Here is a 16335-nt window from a genome sequence, read left to right on the forward strand (position 1 = left end):
GCCGATGGTACTTGGACCGCAGGGTCCTGGGAGAGTAGGACGCCGCCAAGCAAAGAACCACTGCCGATGTTATTCGGTGGTGGTTTTTATTTGTTTATTGTTCTTTTCTGAAAATATGATATCGTTTTGACATTTTCTAACGAAAAGAAGGTAACAGTTTTGTTACGGAAAGAAAGCTCAAAACCAGTATAATAGGACTATGTTAATTATGCTAAAAGTACCTCAACACAGAGCTGGAATGTGCAGCTGTGAAAAGGAGGGTGTGTGTGTTAAGTCGGCGAAGACTCGGACTATGTTCATTTCTAATGATCTGCATGTTGGTTTTACTAACCGCTTGCGGTGAAACAGGAGTCGCATGGACTTCTTATGAAGGAGCGGTTAATGAGAAAGGATTCCCCGTTCCCAAGGTAGCCAATAAATCTGACCAATCTGAAGGTAATTCGGATATGGATTATGTACGATATACATTGTCTGGTATCAGTGAAAGCACAAGCTTGCCTGAAGTATATCTAAACGAAATCAAAAATTGGGGCTGGACAGAGGAGCAAGCTAAGCGTAATTCCAATACCTCAAGCTCCCTACGTGTATTTGCTAAAGAGGGACATATCGTACAGTTAGCTGTGCATGATGGATTCTTTACGTTAATGGTTCCAAAGAATGATACAGCCCAAACGACTGTGAAATCATTGGATGACGAGGACTAGCGATGTCCGTGCATGATCATGAAGTAGTTTAGAATGATGAAATCAAGCCTATATATAAAAGTGCTCGTTACATTGACGAGTGCTTTTTTGTTTGGATGTAGTGGACTTTATTTAATGTGAGAGGATACATATGAGAGTTTAATACTAAAGAACCTTAAGATCGGACAGGTAAGCCCAATGACGTTTAACAATTTCCTCAAGACTAAGGTAGCTAAAAGGGAAATAAGCGCAGATGGAGTAGGGCGAAGACAGAAGTATTAAGGTAATCATATTCCCGATATGAAGGGCATAGAGAGAAACAGAGAGGAACAGAGAAGGCAAGGTGCAGAAGCTGTGTAAGATACGGTTGGGATCTGTGTGAAGCCCAGGTCATAAGGGGCATAAGATTTGACGTCATCTCTACCTTCCTCCGGTTTGTTACTGGCAGTCACCTTAGATCGAGGGGAGAGTGAGCTATAGAGGCAGGAAGATACGGGACATTATTTAAACTAATTGGTGGGGATAACTCTGATGGCTTGTACCCAGCGTGTGGATAAAGGAGTATTTAAGCGAAAGAAAAAAGGTTATCCACAGTGGATAACCTTTTTTATGTTGGTTGATTACTTATCTTGAATATGGAGTGATTCAATTTTAAATTAGGGTAGTAAGAGAAGCGACAATAGTGAAAGCAATATGTAGTACTTAAAACTGATCTCAATCTGCATGAGACCGGATTCATTATTGAAGATAATAAGAGACATCTTGATTAGTCAATTTAATCAAACCATCTTTGCGTTCTCTGGAAAGAAACAGAATTACATATAAGCGAGGTACAAGCAGCCAGATATGCCAGAATATTAACGCAAACGTAAAGGATAGCGGTGACCAGATCAGACATACTGTGATGATGCATAGGCCAATCCAGCAAATATTAAGATGTACGCGTACAAACATACGGTAGCTGAAATGCTGGTCAGGGATATAGCCAAGCCAAGGCATACGGAGGCTCCAGCGCCAGCGTTTGGTATAAGAGCTACGCACTAGAAGGAGTATCGTCCTGGAGATGACATAGTGAATCCAAATTGTAATGGGACCTGCTAGTACAAAAGATAAGAGACCCATCCAGGAGAATGCGAGTAAGTTAAAGAAAAGCATGATAATAGGCAAGCAGAGATAGCTGTAGATGACACTACGAGCGATGACCTTTTTTTTCAGAAGCCGGTATTGATAGAATGTAGCTTTATTCTCCGGTTCAGCGAACATACGTGGACAAATCCTCCTTCAGGGATCACGTTAATGTGCAAAGATGCTTCAATCTAGTTGTGGTGTGAATCCTTATGCTTATATGAACCTTGTATGTCATGGTGAGATGATGTACAAGATGTTAAACCTTTTTGAGTCTAGAACCAATTATACTCCCGATGAGACAGACTGTCAGTTTCCAATGGTGATGTATTATATATCGGCTGAAATTCCAAGATTTTTTAAGGTAATAGAATATTAGTTTTGGAGCGCATCCTAAAAGGTGATATTTAACGTTTAAAACATAAGCACGTAGGCTGCCTAATCCAGCCCGAAGATCGTATAACATGCATGAATAGACGCTTTTTAAAGTGATGATGATGTTTATTATAGGTACAGACACCCAAGAGGGGAGAAGTGAATATATATATTTTGTAAAAGAAATGCACTATGAAAAGGTTTAAAATAATAGAAACTGTGCAATACTGATAGTAAACGTAAAACAAGGTGGGATGGTTGATGGAAGAACACACCGAACACACATGTATCATATGCGAGCAACGTAAACGAGACGGCATTTTTATTGTATCCGAATTTATATGTGATACTTGTGAAGCTGAGATGGTTCATACCGATGCGCAGGATGCGAAGTATAATTATTTTGTCCATCAGATGAAGCAAATATGGGTGCAAAAGAACGCTTAAAGAAAACAAAACAATATATAGGTGTAGGTATGATCGAGACCCCGGGAGGGTCTTTTTTCTGTGTATTCAAGGGTATGATTGAGAAAGAGGGGGAAATCATCTCATGAGTGCGGTAAAAAGGGATATGCTAAAATGGAGATTGAGTTAAGAAATCAATTGAGTTCAACGGATAGAGGATCATTGGTGGAGAGCTTCGTACATCATATAGGAAGAGTTATGGAGTCAGTGTTACTTTTAATCTTAAAAAATGATGGATTAGCACTAGATTATTAAAATACTGAGCGTATGGGAAGGTTAGGATATGAAATTGGAATCACATCGTGCACCGCTTTACGAGGCATTACTTGCGTATCGGGACTCAGGACAACGTTCCTTTCATGTACCGGGTCACAAAAATGGACAAGTCTATCGAGCTTTATTGCAAAAGGAAAGAAGCACACATTCTGATGATCAGGCTACAAGTGATAATGAGAGCCATTTGGGGAGAGAGCCGTTAGAGCAATCACAACTACATATAGTAGAGGGAGAGCATGTAAGTACCGGTGAAAGACAGGTGCCTTTACAAGATACTACTCTACGGGAAGAGAAGCATCAGGAGGAGCAGTCCCAGTCCAACATCGTACCCACGAGAGCATTCCTAGAGATGATGCGTATGGATGTGACAGAAATCTCGGGCACGGATGATTTGCATCATCCTGAGGGAGTTATTTTGGAGGCGCAGCAGTTGGCAGCGGATTGTTATGGTGCTGAGGAAAGTTTCTTTTTGGTCGGGGGGAGCACAGCTGGCAATCTATCGTTACTCTTAACCGTGTGTGATGAGCCGGGAAGTATCGTGCTGGTACAACGTAATGTACACAAGTCCGTTATTTATGGGCTGATGCTCGCCGGTGCCAAGGCTGTATTCCTAGAGCCTTGGGTTGATCCTACGTCTGGACTTGCCGTTATGCCGTCTGTTCAGACGGTGCAAGCAGCTGTCCAGGCATATCCCGAAGCAAAGGGACTACTTGTCACGTTGCCTAACTATTATGGGATGGGCGCTGATCTGACGCCTATAGCCCGTATTTGCCACGAGGCCGGTATGCCGTTGCTCGTGGATGAAGCGCATGGCGCGCATTATGGGCAGCATCCGGAGCTGCCTGCATCTGCACTGTCCTGCGGAGCGGACGGTGTAGTGCAGTCTACGCATAAGATGCTGTCTGCCTTCACCATGGGAGCCATGCTGCATGTTCAGGGAACACGGGTTAACCGTTCCCTGCTGCGTCAGCGATTGGCCATGGTGCAGAGCTCAAGCCCATCATACCCTGTGATGGCTTCGCTCGATCTTGCGCGCCAGCTCCTGCATGTGCGGGGCGCGCAGACTTTCACGGCGGGGCTCGCCGCCGTGAGCACCTTCAAGCGCGGCCTCGCGGAGCTGCCGCGTTTCCGATTGCTGCAGCCTGCGGCGCTGCAGCAGCAAGTGCTGTCAGCCGATGTGGAACCGGCTGACCAAACTGTCCGAGCATCTGCTGCACAGCCAGAGCAGATGCACGGGCAATCGGCGGCAGGGCTAGGCCACGCCGCAGCAGGATACACCGCTCAGGATCCATTCAAGGCCGTCATTTATGACGGATTAGGAATACTGAGCGGTTATGGCTTGCAGCAGCAGCTTGAAGCGCGCGGCTGCATACCCGAGATGAGCGACGAACGATACGTCGTCTTGCTCTTCAGTTTGGGGTCTACAGAGGAGGATGCCCAGCAGGTGTTACAGGCTTTGCAGGACATCAGCTCAGCTTCTGCTGGTGAGGAAGATTTGCTCTGTCCTGAGGAATCAGGAGAACATATGAGAGAAGAGAAGCATTACATTTCCACGTGGAACAATTTCCAAGAAAAGGTAACCTACTCGGAGCCGATCCTATTTTCACTCCAGCCCATTAGAGAAGAGCACACAATAGAAGTACCTATTAATGAATGTGCTGGGCGCTATTCTGCAGAGATGGTTATTCCATACCCTCCAGGTATTCCTCTCATATATCCTGGGGAGCGTATAAGCCCTACAATACTTGCACGTATACAGCTTCTGCGGGATGAGGGAGCTAAGTTCCATGGCGTAACCGATGCTTCTCTGCAAACAATGAAGGTAATGAAGAACCAATAGAGAGAGTTATTTATTTTTTAATAGAGAGAAAGAAGGTACACCGTTGGGTATTCCGCTAAAAAAATATACAGGAATAGTCCTACAAGTCATATGTATGTATGGCTTCTATTGGGTAGGAAACATGATTCAAACCATACTGAATCTACCGCTTACGGGTAGCATCATAGGGATGTTAGTACTTTTCATTGTCATTCAACTAGGCTGGATCAAAATAAGCTGGGGTGAAGAAGGCTCGTCTTGGCTTCAGTCCAATCTGCAATTGTTATTTGTGCCACCAACTGTCGGTATTATTAATCATTTCGATTTCTTCCGAGCCAATACCATCTTACTTGTCCTTGGGCTAATTGTAAGCACACTAACTACTTGTCTGTTATCTGCCTTAACCAGTCATTGGATTATGGCTTGGAGGGAGAAGTATCAACGGAAGGAGGAACTCTCGTGTCATCAATCCTCCTTGGATTAGGAATGATTATATTGACGGTTGTGATGTATGTGGGAGCGACATATATGTATCGCCGATTCAAATGGCCTATTGTTATGCCTGTTCTAACGACAACGGCTGTCATTGTTCTGATTTTGGTTATTACAGATATCCCGTTAGATACGTATATGCTTGGGGGGCAATGGATTCAAGAACTGCTCGGCCCTGCTGTTGTTTCCTTGGCGTTCCCCTTATCCAAACATATCCATGTGTTAAAAAAGAATATCCTACCCGTTATAGGTGGCACCATTATAGGTAGCATTACAGGCATGTTCACAGGTGCATCGGTGGCAATTGTGCTAGGATACCCGAAAGAGATGGTCATCGCCATTTTGCCCAAATCGGTAACTACACCTGTTGCTATTCAGCTTGCTGATCAGGTTGGAGGAAATTCCTCTTTTACTTCACTGTTTGTGATGATTGCGGGTTTCTCCGGTATATTACTGGGTCCCATGCTGCTAAGGTGGGCAAAAATAAAGAGCAGCCATGCCTATGGGGTTGGTCTAGGTTCAGCATCTCATGCACTGGGAATGGCTAGATCTTTCGAGTATGGGGAGAATGCTGTGGCATTAAGCTCTGTTTCGATGATTATGAGTGCGATTGTTGGATCAATGATGCTTCCGCTCTGGGTATGGGTGCTGTATTAGAGGCATCTCAGCGTCGAGTATGGGATTCAGCCCAAATAAGTGGATAGTTACGAAGTTTGTTTTCTTCGCAAACAATGAGTTGCCCACGTAGTTTGGTCTACGCTCCGCTACTCCATTTCTAGCTTCATCCCATCTCCTCGGTACTGAAAACCGTCCTTTTTGAACATGATTATAAGGGAAATGCTGACCATCAGCCATTGATCATGTATAGTAATATAAATAGAAGCTTGTACAAAAGTAGACAGTGAGGCTTCTGGGTGCATGGGCATACACCTTCAAGCAGGCTACTTCATAGTCTGGAGTATGTAGCCCAGTGTACGACAGATAAATTCAGCTATGTGGATTTAACTAACGGCAATCTGGATGAGTTTTTTTATCAAGAGATCAGTCGTAGAAGTTATGTAGCTGAACTTACACAGAGCATATTCATTACACAGTACTCACGATCACACATTTAGACGCAATAATCGATATAGAAAGCAGGGAAGCATATGCAGGGCAGAGGTAAATTCATTACGCTGGAAGGGGGAGAGGGTTCCGGAAAAACAACGATGATCAGCAGGTTAGGTTCTTACTTGGAAGAACAGGGTATACCATTGCTAGTTACTCGTGAGCCTGGTGGGATTGAGATTGCGGAGAAAATACGTTCCATCATCCTTGACCCTCTTCATACGTCAATGGATTCACGAACCGAAGCACTGCTCTATGCGGCTGCTCGTAGTCAGCATCTGGCGGAGAAGGTGGAGCCAGCACTGAAGGCAGGTAAGATGGTCATCTGTGACCGGTTTGTTGACAGCAGTCTGGCTTACCAAGGATATGCTCGTGGACTTGGCATGGAATCCGTATGGGCTATTAATAAGTTTGCGATCGGTGACCTAATGCCAGATGTGACGCTGTATCTGGATATTGAACCTGAAGAAGGGCTTGCCCGGATCAATGCTCATAATGGACGTGAAGTGAACCGTCTAGACTTGGAAAGTTTAGAGTTTCATCGAAAAGTACGTGAGGGTTATTTTCTTCTAAAGGAACAATTCCCAGATCGGATTCAAATTATTGATGCTTCCCGCAAGCCAGATGAGGTTGCTGCTTCAATGATTTTGTCGCTTAAGGCAGGGATTTTGAAGGATTTTGACGAGTAATTGTCTAATATATAAACATGGCATTTATGAAGTGCTTATTATTGAAGGAGGTTATGCAGGATGAAACTAATTGTTGCGATTATACAGGATAAAGACAGCAACCGATTATCCAGCGCCCTGGTCAAAGCGAATTATAGAGCTACGAAGCTGGCCAGTACCGGTGGGTTTTTGAAGGCAGGCAACACGACGTTTATGATCGGTGTCGATGATGGTCAGGTCGAATCCGTAATGAACGTCATTCGCAGCAGTTGTAAGGTTCGTGAACAGCTCGTAACGCCAGTTACGCCAATGAGTGGAACAACCGACTCTTACCTGCCGCTACCTGTTGAAGTTCAAGTCGGGGGAGCAACCGTGTTTGTTCTGCCAGTTGATCGTTTTGAGCACTTTTAAGAGGGATTAAGCGTAATCTCTAATACGCCTCGGATGAATCATGCCTCAAGGCATAATAGAGAAAAGTTACGTCTTTCTTAAGATCAACAATCGACATTCTTCGTCCAAGAAAAATAATCCATAATAGTGTACGTTCAAAAGCTTTTTGAACAACCTCAACTGTATAGGACGGCTCTTCTTGGACGAAGGCTGACTATTCTAGAAATGCATAAATTGCACATGATGGTGAATTTTCTCTACCATTATATATAGAGGTTTATACAGCTCATAATAAAGGCTAATTTCACGCACAGGCGCAATGCGCACTGTGCTGATGGGCGATTGCCCTACAGAAGACGTATCTTGATAACAGGTATTATAATAGAAAGCGGGCGTATCCATGAAAATCAATCCTGGGTTCCGGCCAATGCAGAGCGGTATCAGTTCTTCCGATTCTAGCTCTAAGCCGGTTCAATCCAAAAACTTCTCTGATATGATGAATCACCAGGGTGAACGAGCGTCACAGGCTGAATTGAACCGTAGATTAAGTGAAATTCAAATGCAGGGTGACCGCTTGGCTCGATCCATGACGATCCGCGAACTCAAAGCTTATAAGCAGCTCGTAAAGCGGTTTTTAGAAGAAACGGTTCGTCGCGGTGTCTCTATGAAAGAAACTCGGGGATGGGATCGCAGAGGACGGGGTAAACGGTATAAATTGATTGATGAAGTCGATGCAGCCCTGTTAATAATGGCAGATGAGCTGCTTGAGACTGAGGATGGAAAAATTACACTGCTTCAACAAGTCGGTGAAATTCGGGGAATGCTTATTAATTTAAGCTTCTGAGGAGGAAGTATGTCTTTTCAACAAATTATGGGTCAGCAGGCAGCGAAGCAGATGTTACAGAGCAGCTTAAGGCGTGAGGCGGTCAGCCATGCATATTTGTTCAGCGGGCCATCTGGCAGCGGGCAATTGCAGACAGCGATTACGTTTGCCAAGGCGATATTCTGTACAGAGCTAGAGGACGATGCCTGCGGTCAATGTTTAGAATGTCGAAAGGTAGAGCATGGCAATCATCCTGATCTAACGATGCTTGCTCCAGATGGAAACAACATCAAAATTGATCAAATTCGAGATTTACAGCGCATTTTCTCCTATCGTTCAGAGGCTGGACATCCTAAAGTGTACATTATAGAGCAGGCTGAAAAAATGACGGTTCAAGCGGCCAATAGTTTGCTGAAGTTTCTGGAAGAGCCTCAGGTACCTGCAGTAGGTATCCTGATTACCGATAACGGGCAGGCAATGCTACCAACCATTCGTTCTCGTGCGCAACTCGTTCCATTTAACGCGCTCAATCCGGAAGAAATGCTTCAAATATTGATTTCGGAAGAACACCCAGCTAATCTAGCTCGTTCTGCAGTCCATTTAGCGTCAGGTTTGGAAGCATGTAGAGAAATTCTCCAGCAGAATTGGTTTGCAGAAATTAGAAACGTAATGTTACAATTAGGGAAGGAGTCCCTGGGTAGAGGAAGTACATCGTTGATCTCTGCACAGCAGAAGCTTTTCAAAACCGGACTCTCAGAACATCTGGATATGATGCTTAGTCTATTCCATTTATGGTTTAGAGATATGCTCTATATTCAGTACGGTAGGCATGAACATATCGTTTTTATAGATCAGTTGGACATGCTGTCTCAATTGGCCAGAACCCGGAGTACAGATCAGTGGGTCTCCTATATGGATTCGGCCGCGGCATGTAGAAAAAAATTGCGTTTCAATGTCAATGGCCAGCTTTGTCTGGAGCAATTTTTGATCGGTTTGGCATAAGACTGGGAGAGGACAGGTTTGTTCCAATCATATGCAAACGGTTATAACTTCGGGGGGTTCCTTAAGAAGATAGGGCTTCAGACGAAGTGGGATTGGCTTACAAGGGGGTTAATTTTTTGTATAGTGTAGTGGGTGTCCGTTTCAAAAAAGCGGGCAAAATTTATTACTTCGATCCCCTGGACCTTCCCATTGAGAAAGAAAACTGCGTTATCGTGGAGACAGCGCGGGGGGTAGAGTACGGTAAGGTTGTAGTTGGTAAGAAGGAAGTAGGCGAGTCCGATGTGGTATTGCCGCTGAAGAAAGTCATCCGCGTAGCAGGTGAGACAGATGCTCGTGTGGTAGATGAGAACAAGCGTGCAGCCAAAGAAGCATTCGGTACTTGTTTAAATAAAATCAAAGACCATGGCCTCAAAATGAAGCTGGTCGATGTGGAGTTTACGTTTGATCGCAATAAAATTATTTTTTATTTTACAGCTGAAGGAAGAGTTGATTTCCGAGAGCTGGTCAAGGATCTAGCAAGCATTTTTCGAACGCGGATTGAGCTTCGTCAGATTGGAGTTCGAGATGAGGCGAAAATGCTTGGAGGAATCGGACCTTGCGGCCGTGTATTATGTTGTTCTTCCTGGCTGGGAGACTTTGAGCCGGTATCAATTAAGATGGCTAAAGATCAGAGCCTGTCACTGAATCCGACGAAAATTTCCGGGTTGTGCGGAAGACTCATGTGCTGTCTGAAGTTTGAGCATGATAACTATGAAAGTGTGAGAGAAGAACTTCCGGCTGTAGGCAAGTTGGTCGTCACCTCAATGGGTGAAGGAAAAGTTGTTGGGATCAACGCCGGTAATCGCACAGTCCATGTTCAACTGTTCGACATCAGTAAAGTCAAAGAACTTCCGCTGGATGACGTCGTTATCAAGTAAACCATAAAGGTTGCTTCGGGGTGGAAACTTGGAAAAGAAAAATCTGTTTACGCACATTCATGAAATGGAAACCCAATTGGGTCAGTTGCACAGTGATTTAGGTGAGTTAAAAATGATTGTCAAAGAGCTGCTTGAGGATAATCAGCGGCTTACGATTGAGAATGAGCAGTTACGTAAACTGCTTAAGCGTGAAGCTCCAGCTGATCTGCCTGCTGCTTCTGCACTAGCTCCGATCGCAAGGCCTGCAGGGCCGGCTACCGGAGAAGATGTTGTAGGTGAAGGGTATGATAACTTAGCTCGGTTGTATCACGAAGGCTTCCATATCTGCAATGTCTATTATGGACATTTACGGACGGAAGGCGATTGTCTGTTCTGCCTGTCTTTTCTTAATAAATGAAGTGACCGTAGGGAAGATACCCTACGGTTTTTTTTAAGGTTAAAGCATTTTGAGTATAAAGAATGTAACGAAGCATAGCATACCGGAGGATGAGTGCATCATATGACAGAAAATTCAGTAATGTTACATGAGTCAGAGCGGATTGATGACTTGCTCTCTCACGATCTGAAGATTATTCAAAGTGACGAAGTGTTTAGCTTTTCCATGGATGCTGTGTTATTAGCGAGGTTTGCCTCTGTGCCTAAACGTGGGCGGGTGCTCGATCTATGTACAGGTAACGGGGTCGTTCCGATTTTGTTAACGACACGCACACAGGCTAATTTGGAGGCGATTGAGATTCAGCCACGATTAGCAGATATGGCAAGACGTAGTGTGCAGCTCAATGGACTGGGCGAGTCGATCACCATTCATGAGGGGGATTTGCGCGAACTGGTCAAAGTGACTGGACATGCAGCTTACGATGCAATAACGGTTAATCCACCATACATGCCACTGAATGGTAGTGATCTGAAGATGAATACCCATCAGGCTATGGCACGCCACGAAGTCGGATGTACATTGGAAGAAGTAATTCAAGCATGCAGTAGACTGCTTCGCAATGGCGGAAAAGTTTCGATGGTTCATCGTCCTCAGCGTATTGCCGAGATCATTTCTCTCATGCGGGAATACAAACTGGAACCCAAGCGGATTCGAATGGTTCACCCTCGTTCACATCTGGAAGCAAATATGGTATTAATAGAAGCTTCTAAGGATGGAAAGCCAGAAGTACGGATGCTTCCACCGCTCATTGTGTACAATGAAGAGGGAACCTACTGTGAGGAGATTATGGATATCTACTATGGCTCACAGCACAAACCACACCCTGTGGAAGGAGGGCTATAGATGACATTGAAAGTTCAGAAAAGCTATGTAGATTTATCGGAAGGCTCAGGAAATTTATATTTGGTTGGAACTCCAATTGGTAACTTGGATGATATGACCTTCAGAGCCATCAATACGTTGAAGCAGTGTGATATCATCGCGGCCGAGGATACTAGACAGACGAGAAAGCTCTTAACCCATTTTGATATTACACCTTCCATGCTGTTTAGTTACCATGAGCATAATAAGGCCGCAAGTGGGCCTGAACTGATACGCTATATAATAGAAGGAAAAAATTTGGCACTCGTCAGTGATGCAGGTTTACCGGCTATTTCTGACCCAGGTTCTGACCTTGTGCAGCTCGCCATTGAAGCTGGAATTCGAGTTATTCCGATCCCAGGACCGAATGCAGCATTGTCTGCTTTGATTGTATCGGGATTACCAACAGAACGATTCACCTTTGGTGGTTTTCTGCCACGAGAGAAAAAGGATATGCGAAAAGTGTTGGAGGCTTTTGACGAATCAAACGGCACTTTGTTGTTTTATGAGTCACCTCATCGCATTCGTAAAACACTAGCTCATTTGGAAGAGATCTTAGGCGATCGTCCGGTAGTTTTGGCTCGAGAATTGACTAAGCGCCATGAGGAATTTGCAAGAGGTAGCATTCGAGAATGTATCGAATGGCTTGAAGAGCATCCACCGCTCGGAGAGTACTGTCTTCTGGTCGATGGAATCAAGGAGCATGAACGAAAAGCAGAACGTGAAGCATGGTGGCAACTGCTTTCGTTGGAAGAGCATGTAGCCCATTATGAGTCCGAGGGTCTAGGTCGTAAGGATGCAATGAAGAAAACGGCAACAGATCGAGGGTTAACGAAGAGAGACGTGTATAACGCTTTATTATAATTTCAACCCAATCTATGTACAGACTGACAAAACTAAACCTTAAAGCAACCTTAATTGGAAACTTAAAGAAATATTAAAATGAAGATGCGGTGGAAAATAATTTAATAAGTATATGGCATTAACATTATACCTCTTTATATTGTCATATCGGATCCACCGCTTACTTCGCATTCGCCTCAGTGGCAAGACAAGTAGGCTTTTTTTGGGTAAAGGAACAAAAAAAGACCTTCCAACGGTGGGGTTCACACCGGGAAGGCAAGTAAGGAATATAAAAAGGTTAGAAATAACTATTGAATAAGTCCATTATACCTGATTTTTCTTATTTTGTCACAGGTGCAGGGATCTCGGAAATACATTCGTTACAAACGATTTTGCCTTTGAAGTAAGTTACGTTCTCAGCATTACCACAGAAGATACAAGCTGGCTCGTATTTTTTCAACATGATGCGCTCACCATCAACATAGATCTCAAGAGCATCCTTTTCGCCAATACCCAGCGTACGGCGCAATTCGATTGGAATAACTACCCGTCCCAGTTCGTCGACTTTTCTTACAATACCTGTTGATTTCATCATTATAATCAGTGCTCCTCTCAGCTACTTATCATTGTCATTATTCGACATTATTTTATGTTTTATGATACCCATCATACCAACGATTCCCAAAACAGTCAACCTTAAAATTAGCTTAAAATTAAGGCTGTTTTTGATAAAATTAAGATGGGTAAGGGATTGGAAGCTATTTTTCACATTTAAACACGAATGTCAGCTTTGTCGATTTGGAAAACATTATAACCCCTGTATTCGACAGCATTCGACAAACAGTGTCGAATCGATGATGGATTTCGGGGCAGAAACGACAAAACAAATTAAAATAAATCAAAAGGAGTGACAATTATGGAACAGCGCTTAACGGAGGAAAAGGTATTCAAAGATCCCGTACATAATTATATTCATGTGCAAGACCCGATTATCTGGCAGTTGATCAATACCCCCGAATTTCAACGCCTGCGTCGTATTCGCCAACTAGGCACATCTTATCTAACATTTCATGGAGCAGAACACAGCCGTTTTTCACATTCGCTAGGTGTGTACGAGATTACACGTAAAATTATTTCACAATTTGAAAGAAGTCATTATTCGGATTGGCCGAAAGAGGAGAAGATTGTGGCTCTCTGTGCTGCCTTACTGCATGATTTGGGCCATGGCCCGTTCTCTCACTCAATTGAAGAAGCTTTTGATATGAATCATGAAGATTGGACTTGCCGCATCATTATGGGCGATACCGAGGTAGGGGCTATCTTAAGACGGTATGCGCCAGACTTTCCAGAGAAAATAGCATCGGTGATACAAAAAACGTACGAAAAACCTATTGTGGTCAATTTGGTTACAAGCCCGCTTGATGCTGATCGCATGGATTACTTACTCCGCGATGCATATTTCACAGGTGTTAACTATGGTACGATTGACCTTGATCGGATTTTGCGTATGCTCCGTCCATACCACGGACGAATTGTGGTCAAAGAGTCGGGTATGCATGCTGTTGAGGATTACTTGATGTCAAGGTACCAGATGTATTGGCAGATCTACTTCCATCCAGTTACCCGCAGTTCTGAGATTATATTGCGTCAAATTTTCAAACGAGCTAAAACGCTGGTGCAGCAGGGATTTAATTTCCGTTTCATGCTAGATCCTCTGCCGCAGTTGTTTGAAGGCGAACTTGCTGTTCATGAGTATCTGCAACTGGATGAGGCATTGATCCAAACGGCATTCATGCAATGGCGCAAAGAAGACGATACTGTTCTAAGTGAGTTGTGCGAACGATTTATGGATCGCAGACTATATAAGTATGTAGAGGTTGAACAGATCGATGTAGAGACGATAGAAGAGATGCGGGAAGCTTTCGCCAAGGCAGGATTAAATCCTGAGTATGATCTTGAAATTGATTTTCCGACCGATCTTCCGTATGATGTGTTTCGTCCGAATGAATCGACGGATAAGCAGATCTTGTTGCTAGATCGGCAGGACCAGCTGCATGAGTTGTCAGAGGTTTCCGATATTGTCCGTTCAATCAGTGGCATTCATCGTGGAAAGCATCATTTATACTATCCGCAGAATAAGGTTGATACCATTCTTCATGAGCTGCCATCTCATTTGCGCCCCTACTTCTCCTGATTGGGTGGTGCGGCTTTATGCCAAAGTAGCTATGCTAAAAAGCATTTCTAACCTGAGATGTTCTCATGATACAGTAATCTGCTTTAATGGAGAGGATATGTAGATCGACATAATTTTGTAATCTTAGGTTTTTTTATAAAATTATATATCTCTAAAGAGATCTACATATAGAGTATGTTGTGACCGATTCATTCCACATATTGTAGTTAGTTAGGGTCAAATTGATTGAAAAAAACCTGTATAGGCTAATTTTATCCACCCTAAAAATTTACTTTTTTCAAATAAAATTAATCAGATATGGTTGCACATTGCTTAAGCGTGAATAGACAGCCTATTTATTCTGATTCGACAGAAAGGGAGAACGAAACATGATGTTATTCGACACCCATACCCATCTAGATGCGCCCCAATTCGACGAGGATCGTGAAGCTATGATTCAAAGAGCTGTTGATGCAGGAATTAGCCGCATGATTAATGTCGGTTTTAACCGAGAAACGATTCCATCCACTATGAAATTAGCCGAGACATATGACTTTATTTACGCAGCTGTTGGGTGGCATCCCGTGGACGCGATTACGATGCAAGAGGGTGACTTGGAATGGATTGCATCTTTATGCAAGCATGAAAAAGTCGTTGCGATTGGCGAAATTGGTTTAGATTATCATTGGGATACATCACCAAAGGATGTGCAACAGCGTGTATTACGACAACAGATTGGACTAGCTCGTGAGTTGAACATGCCCATAGTCATTCATAATCGGGATGCGCATGAGGACATCGTGAAAATTTTGCGGGAAGAAAAGGCTGGGGACGTTGGCGGAGTAATGCACTCCTTCTCAGGTAGCTGGGAAACCGCGAAACAATGTCTAGATCTCGGGTTTCACCTCTCGTTCGGGGGGCCGATTACGTTCAAAAATGCGAAGCAACCCAAAGAGGTACTGGAGAAGGTTCCGATGGATCGTTTCTTCCTCGAAACCGATGCTCCTTATTTGACTCCACATCCATTTCGCGGTAAACGAAATGAGACAGCGCATGTACGTCTGGTTGCAGAAGCAGCTGCGGAAATTAAAGGCATTTCGTTAGAGGAAATTGCCGCAATAACCACCAAAAATGCCATGGAACGATTTGGTATTCGTTAAAAACTAGAGCAAATGTGATGAAAAAGTGAGCTAGGCGGAGGTAATTTGCTTTTTGATCCAAATAAATCAAGAATATTACAATATTTTAACCAAATATTTAGAAAAACGTACTTGAACAACGCTTTACAACATGCATCGAAACAGGATATCATCTTTTCAGTGAATTGTTGTGCGGAAAATTGGACAGATGTTCGGGGGATGAACAAAGGGACACTTTCCGATGAACAACATTACTTTCATGAATCGATCTCGCTGAGTCTCCGTTATCGGAGAGCGGGGGAACCAATAGGGCTTAAACATCGGTGAATATAGCCGGTGCGCATCGTTCGCTGACCCAAAAGCAGCGGAATGATCTGCGAAGCACTATTTGATTTCTTCTTTGGGTCTCGGGGTGAATTCAAGGGCATCCGCCATGAGCGGGTGACCGGAGATAGGGCGGCTCTCTTTCGCCCGAACCCGACAGCTAACCTCGCAAGCGGAAAAAGAGAGGCAACCTCGTGCATGAATTTCCGATATTCAAAATCATTCGGAAGCCACGAAAGAGTCCTCTTATACTCTTTCTTTGGCTTTTTTTGTTTTTGAATAAAAGAAATACTGTCATCATACGGTAAGTATTCAGGAGGATGACATCATGTTGCGAAGATTGATTCATGGTGCAGAACCGGCTAGGTTGATCTAATCCGTGTTCTGTAGAAAATCAGGTATAGTCGCGTCAAAGAC

17 protein-coding genes and 1 riboswitch are annotated in these 16335 nt (G+C 43.8%); of the genes, 15 read left to right on the forward strand and 2 right to left on the reverse strand.

Annotated features, from left to right (window positions below; all coding sequences use genetic code 11):
- Positions 1 to 266: 266 nt before the first annotated feature.
- Positions 267 to 704 carry a hypothetical protein gene (locus ASD24_RS15730; RefSeq protein WP_235540614.1) on the forward strand — a complete coding sequence of 146 codons (438 nt, stop codon included), beginning with the start codon at positions 267 to 269 and terminating at the stop codon, positions 702 to 704.
- Positions 705 to 1421: 717 nt separating this feature from the next.
- Here the strand turns inward: ASD24_RS15730 and ASD24_RS15735 are convergent.
- Entirely contained in the window at positions 1422 to 1946 is a 525-nt protein-coding gene (locus ASD24_RS15735; protein ID WP_056697363.1) for a hypothetical protein, read from the reverse strand.
- Positions 1947 to 2444: 498 nt separating this feature from the next.
- On the opposite strand from ASD24_RS15735, the gene ASD24_RS15740 reads away from it, so the two are divergent.
- From ASD24_RS15740 to rsmI, 12 genes are all read left to right on the forward strand, one after another.
- Entirely contained in the window at positions 2445 to 2630 is a 186-nt protein-coding gene (locus ASD24_RS15740; protein WP_056697365.1) for a sigma factor G inhibitor Gin, read from the forward strand.
- Positions 2631 to 2931: 301 nt separating this feature from the next.
- A complete protein-coding gene (locus ASD24_RS15745) occupies positions 2932 to 4764 on the forward strand; it encodes an aminotransferase class I/II-fold pyridoxal phosphate-dependent enzyme (protein WP_056697367.1) in 1833 nt (610 codons plus the stop codon).
- 121 nt (positions 4765 to 4885) lie between these two features.
- The gene (locus ASD24_RS15750) at positions 4886 to 5227 is read left to right on the forward strand and encodes a CidA/LrgA family protein (protein ID WP_162248953.1); all 342 of its coding nucleotides are present in this window, start codon (positions 4886 to 4888) and stop codon (positions 5225 to 5227) included.
- Entirely contained in the window at positions 5203 to 5892 is a 690-nt protein-coding gene (locus tag ASD24_RS15755; RefSeq protein WP_200956162.1) for an LrgB family protein, read from the forward strand. Before ASD24_RS15750 ends, ASD24_RS15755 begins: the two co-directional genes overlap by 25 nt.
- A gap of 491 nt (positions 5893 to 6383) precedes the next feature.
- Complete coding sequence (gene tmk, locus ASD24_RS15760; RefSeq protein WP_056697373.1) at positions 6384 to 7031, forward strand: dTMP kinase; 648 nt, start codon at positions 6384 to 6386, stop codon at positions 7029 to 7031.
- Between the two features lie 60 nt (positions 7032 to 7091).
- A complete protein-coding gene (locus tag ASD24_RS15765; RefSeq protein WP_056697375.1) occupies positions 7092 to 7421 on the forward strand; it encodes a cyclic-di-AMP receptor in 330 nt (109 codons plus the stop codon).
- Positions 7422 to 7800: 379 nt separating this feature from the next.
- Positions 7801 to 8244 (forward strand): YaaR family protein, encoded by a 444-nt coding sequence (locus ASD24_RS15775; RefSeq protein ID WP_056697379.1) that lies wholly within the window; start codon positions 7801 to 7803, stop codon positions 8242 to 8244.
- 9 nt (positions 8245 to 8253) lie between these two features.
- A complete protein-coding gene (gene holB, locus ASD24_RS15780) occupies positions 8254 to 9225 on the forward strand; it encodes a DNA polymerase III subunit delta' (protein WP_056697381.1) in 972 nt (323 codons plus the stop codon).
- 116 nt (positions 9226 to 9341) lie between these two features.
- On the forward strand, positions 9342 to 10142 hold the full coding sequence (locus ASD24_RS15785; RefSeq protein WP_056697383.1) for a PSP1 domain-containing protein: 801 nt from the start codon (positions 9342 to 9344) through the stop codon (positions 10140 to 10142).
- A 28-nt stretch (positions 10143 to 10170) separates the two neighbouring features.
- Positions 10171 to 10539, forward strand: a complete 369-nt coding sequence (gene yabA / locus ASD24_RS15790) for a DNA replication initiation control protein YabA (RefSeq protein WP_056697385.1) — start codon at positions 10171 to 10173, stop codon at positions 10537 to 10539.
- Between the two features lie 102 nt (positions 10540 to 10641).
- A complete protein-coding gene (locus ASD24_RS15795) occupies positions 10642 to 11421 on the forward strand; it encodes a tRNA1(Val) (adenine(37)-N6)-methyltransferase (RefSeq protein WP_056697387.1) in 780 nt (259 codons plus the stop codon).
- A complete protein-coding gene (gene rsmI, locus ASD24_RS15800; RefSeq protein WP_056697389.1) occupies positions 11422 to 12303 on the forward strand; it encodes a 16S rRNA (cytidine(1402)-2'-O)-methyltransferase in 882 nt (293 codons plus the stop codon).
- 319 nt (positions 12304 to 12622) lie between these two features.
- Here the strand turns inward: rsmI and ASD24_RS15805 are convergent, their stop codons facing one another.
- A complete protein-coding gene (locus ASD24_RS15805; protein WP_024633700.1) occupies positions 12623 to 12877 on the reverse strand; it encodes an AbrB/MazE/SpoVT family DNA-binding domain-containing protein in 255 nt (84 codons plus the stop codon).
- Positions 12878 to 13198: 321 nt separating this feature from the next.
- Between ASD24_RS15805 and ASD24_RS15810 the strand changes: the two genes are divergently transcribed.
- Together ASD24_RS15810 and ASD24_RS15815 are read left to right on the forward strand one after the other, a co-directional pair.
- On the forward strand, positions 13199 to 14476 hold the full coding sequence (locus ASD24_RS15810; RefSeq protein ID WP_056697391.1) for an HD domain-containing protein: 1278 nt from the start codon (positions 13199 to 13201) through the stop codon (positions 14474 to 14476).
- A gap of 368 nt (positions 14477 to 14844) precedes the next feature.
- Positions 14845 to 15615, forward strand: a complete 771-nt coding sequence (locus ASD24_RS15815) for a TatD family hydrolase (protein WP_200956163.1) — start codon at positions 14845 to 14847, stop codon at positions 15613 to 15615.
- Between the two features lie 240 nt (positions 15616 to 15855).
- Positions 15856 to 16109, forward strand: a riboswitch (cyclic di-AMP (ydaO/yuaA leader).
- Positions 16110 to 16335 lie beyond the last annotated feature (226 nt).

The organism is Paenibacillus sp. Root52 (assembly GCF_001426865.1).
In the GTDB taxonomy this organism is placed as follows: Bacteria; Bacillota; Bacilli; order Paenibacillales; family Paenibacillaceae; genus Paenibacillus.

Excerpts from the sequence above, each read along its gene's own strand:
- ASD24_RS15810 (WP_056697391.1), top strand. The coding sequence starts at position 13,199 with ATGGAACAGCGCTTAACGGAGGAAAAGGTATTCAAAGATCCCGTACAT.
- tmk (WP_056697373.1), top strand. The coding sequence starts at position 6,384 with ATGCAGGGCAGAGGTAAATTCATTACGCTGGAAGGGGGAGAGGGTTCC.
- ASD24_RS15775 (WP_056697379.1), top strand. The coding sequence starts at position 7,801 with ATGAAAATCAATCCTGGGTTCCGGCCAATGCAGAGCGGTATCAGTTCT.
- ASD24_RS15745 (WP_056697367.1), top strand. The coding sequence starts at position 2,932 with ATGAAATTGGAATCACATCGTGCACCGCTTTACGAGGCATTACTTGCG.
- ASD24_RS15805 (WP_024633700.1), bottom strand. The coding sequence starts at position 12,877 with ATGATGAAATCAACAGGTATTGTAAGAAAAGTCGACGAACTGGGACGG.
- ASD24_RS15740 (WP_056697365.1), top strand. The coding sequence starts at position 2,445 with ATGGAAGAACACACCGAACACACATGTATCATATGCGAGCAACGTAAA.
- holB (WP_056697381.1), top strand. The coding sequence starts at position 8,254 with ATGTCTTTTCAACAAATTATGGGTCAGCAGGCAGCGAAGCAGATGTTA.
- ASD24_RS15815 (WP_200956163.1), top strand. The coding sequence starts at position 14,845 with ATGATGTTATTCGACACCCATACCCATCTAGATGCGCCCCAATTCGAC.
- ASD24_RS15765 (WP_056697375.1), top strand. The coding sequence starts at position 7,092 with ATGAAACTAATTGTTGCGATTATACAGGATAAAGACAGCAACCGATTA.
- rsmI (WP_056697389.1), top strand. The coding sequence starts at position 11,422 with ATGACATTGAAAGTTCAGAAAAGCTATGTAGATTTATCGGAAGGCTCA.
- ASD24_RS15735 (WP_056697363.1), bottom strand. The coding sequence starts at position 1,946 with ATGTTCGCTGAACCGGAGAATAAAGCTACATTCTATCAATACCGGCTT.
- ASD24_RS15750 (WP_162248953.1), top strand. The coding sequence starts at position 4,886 with ATGATTCAAACCATACTGAATCTACCGCTTACGGGTAGCATCATAGGG.
- ASD24_RS15795 (WP_056697387.1), top strand. The coding sequence starts at position 10,642 with ATGACAGAAAATTCAGTAATGTTACATGAGTCAGAGCGGATTGATGAC.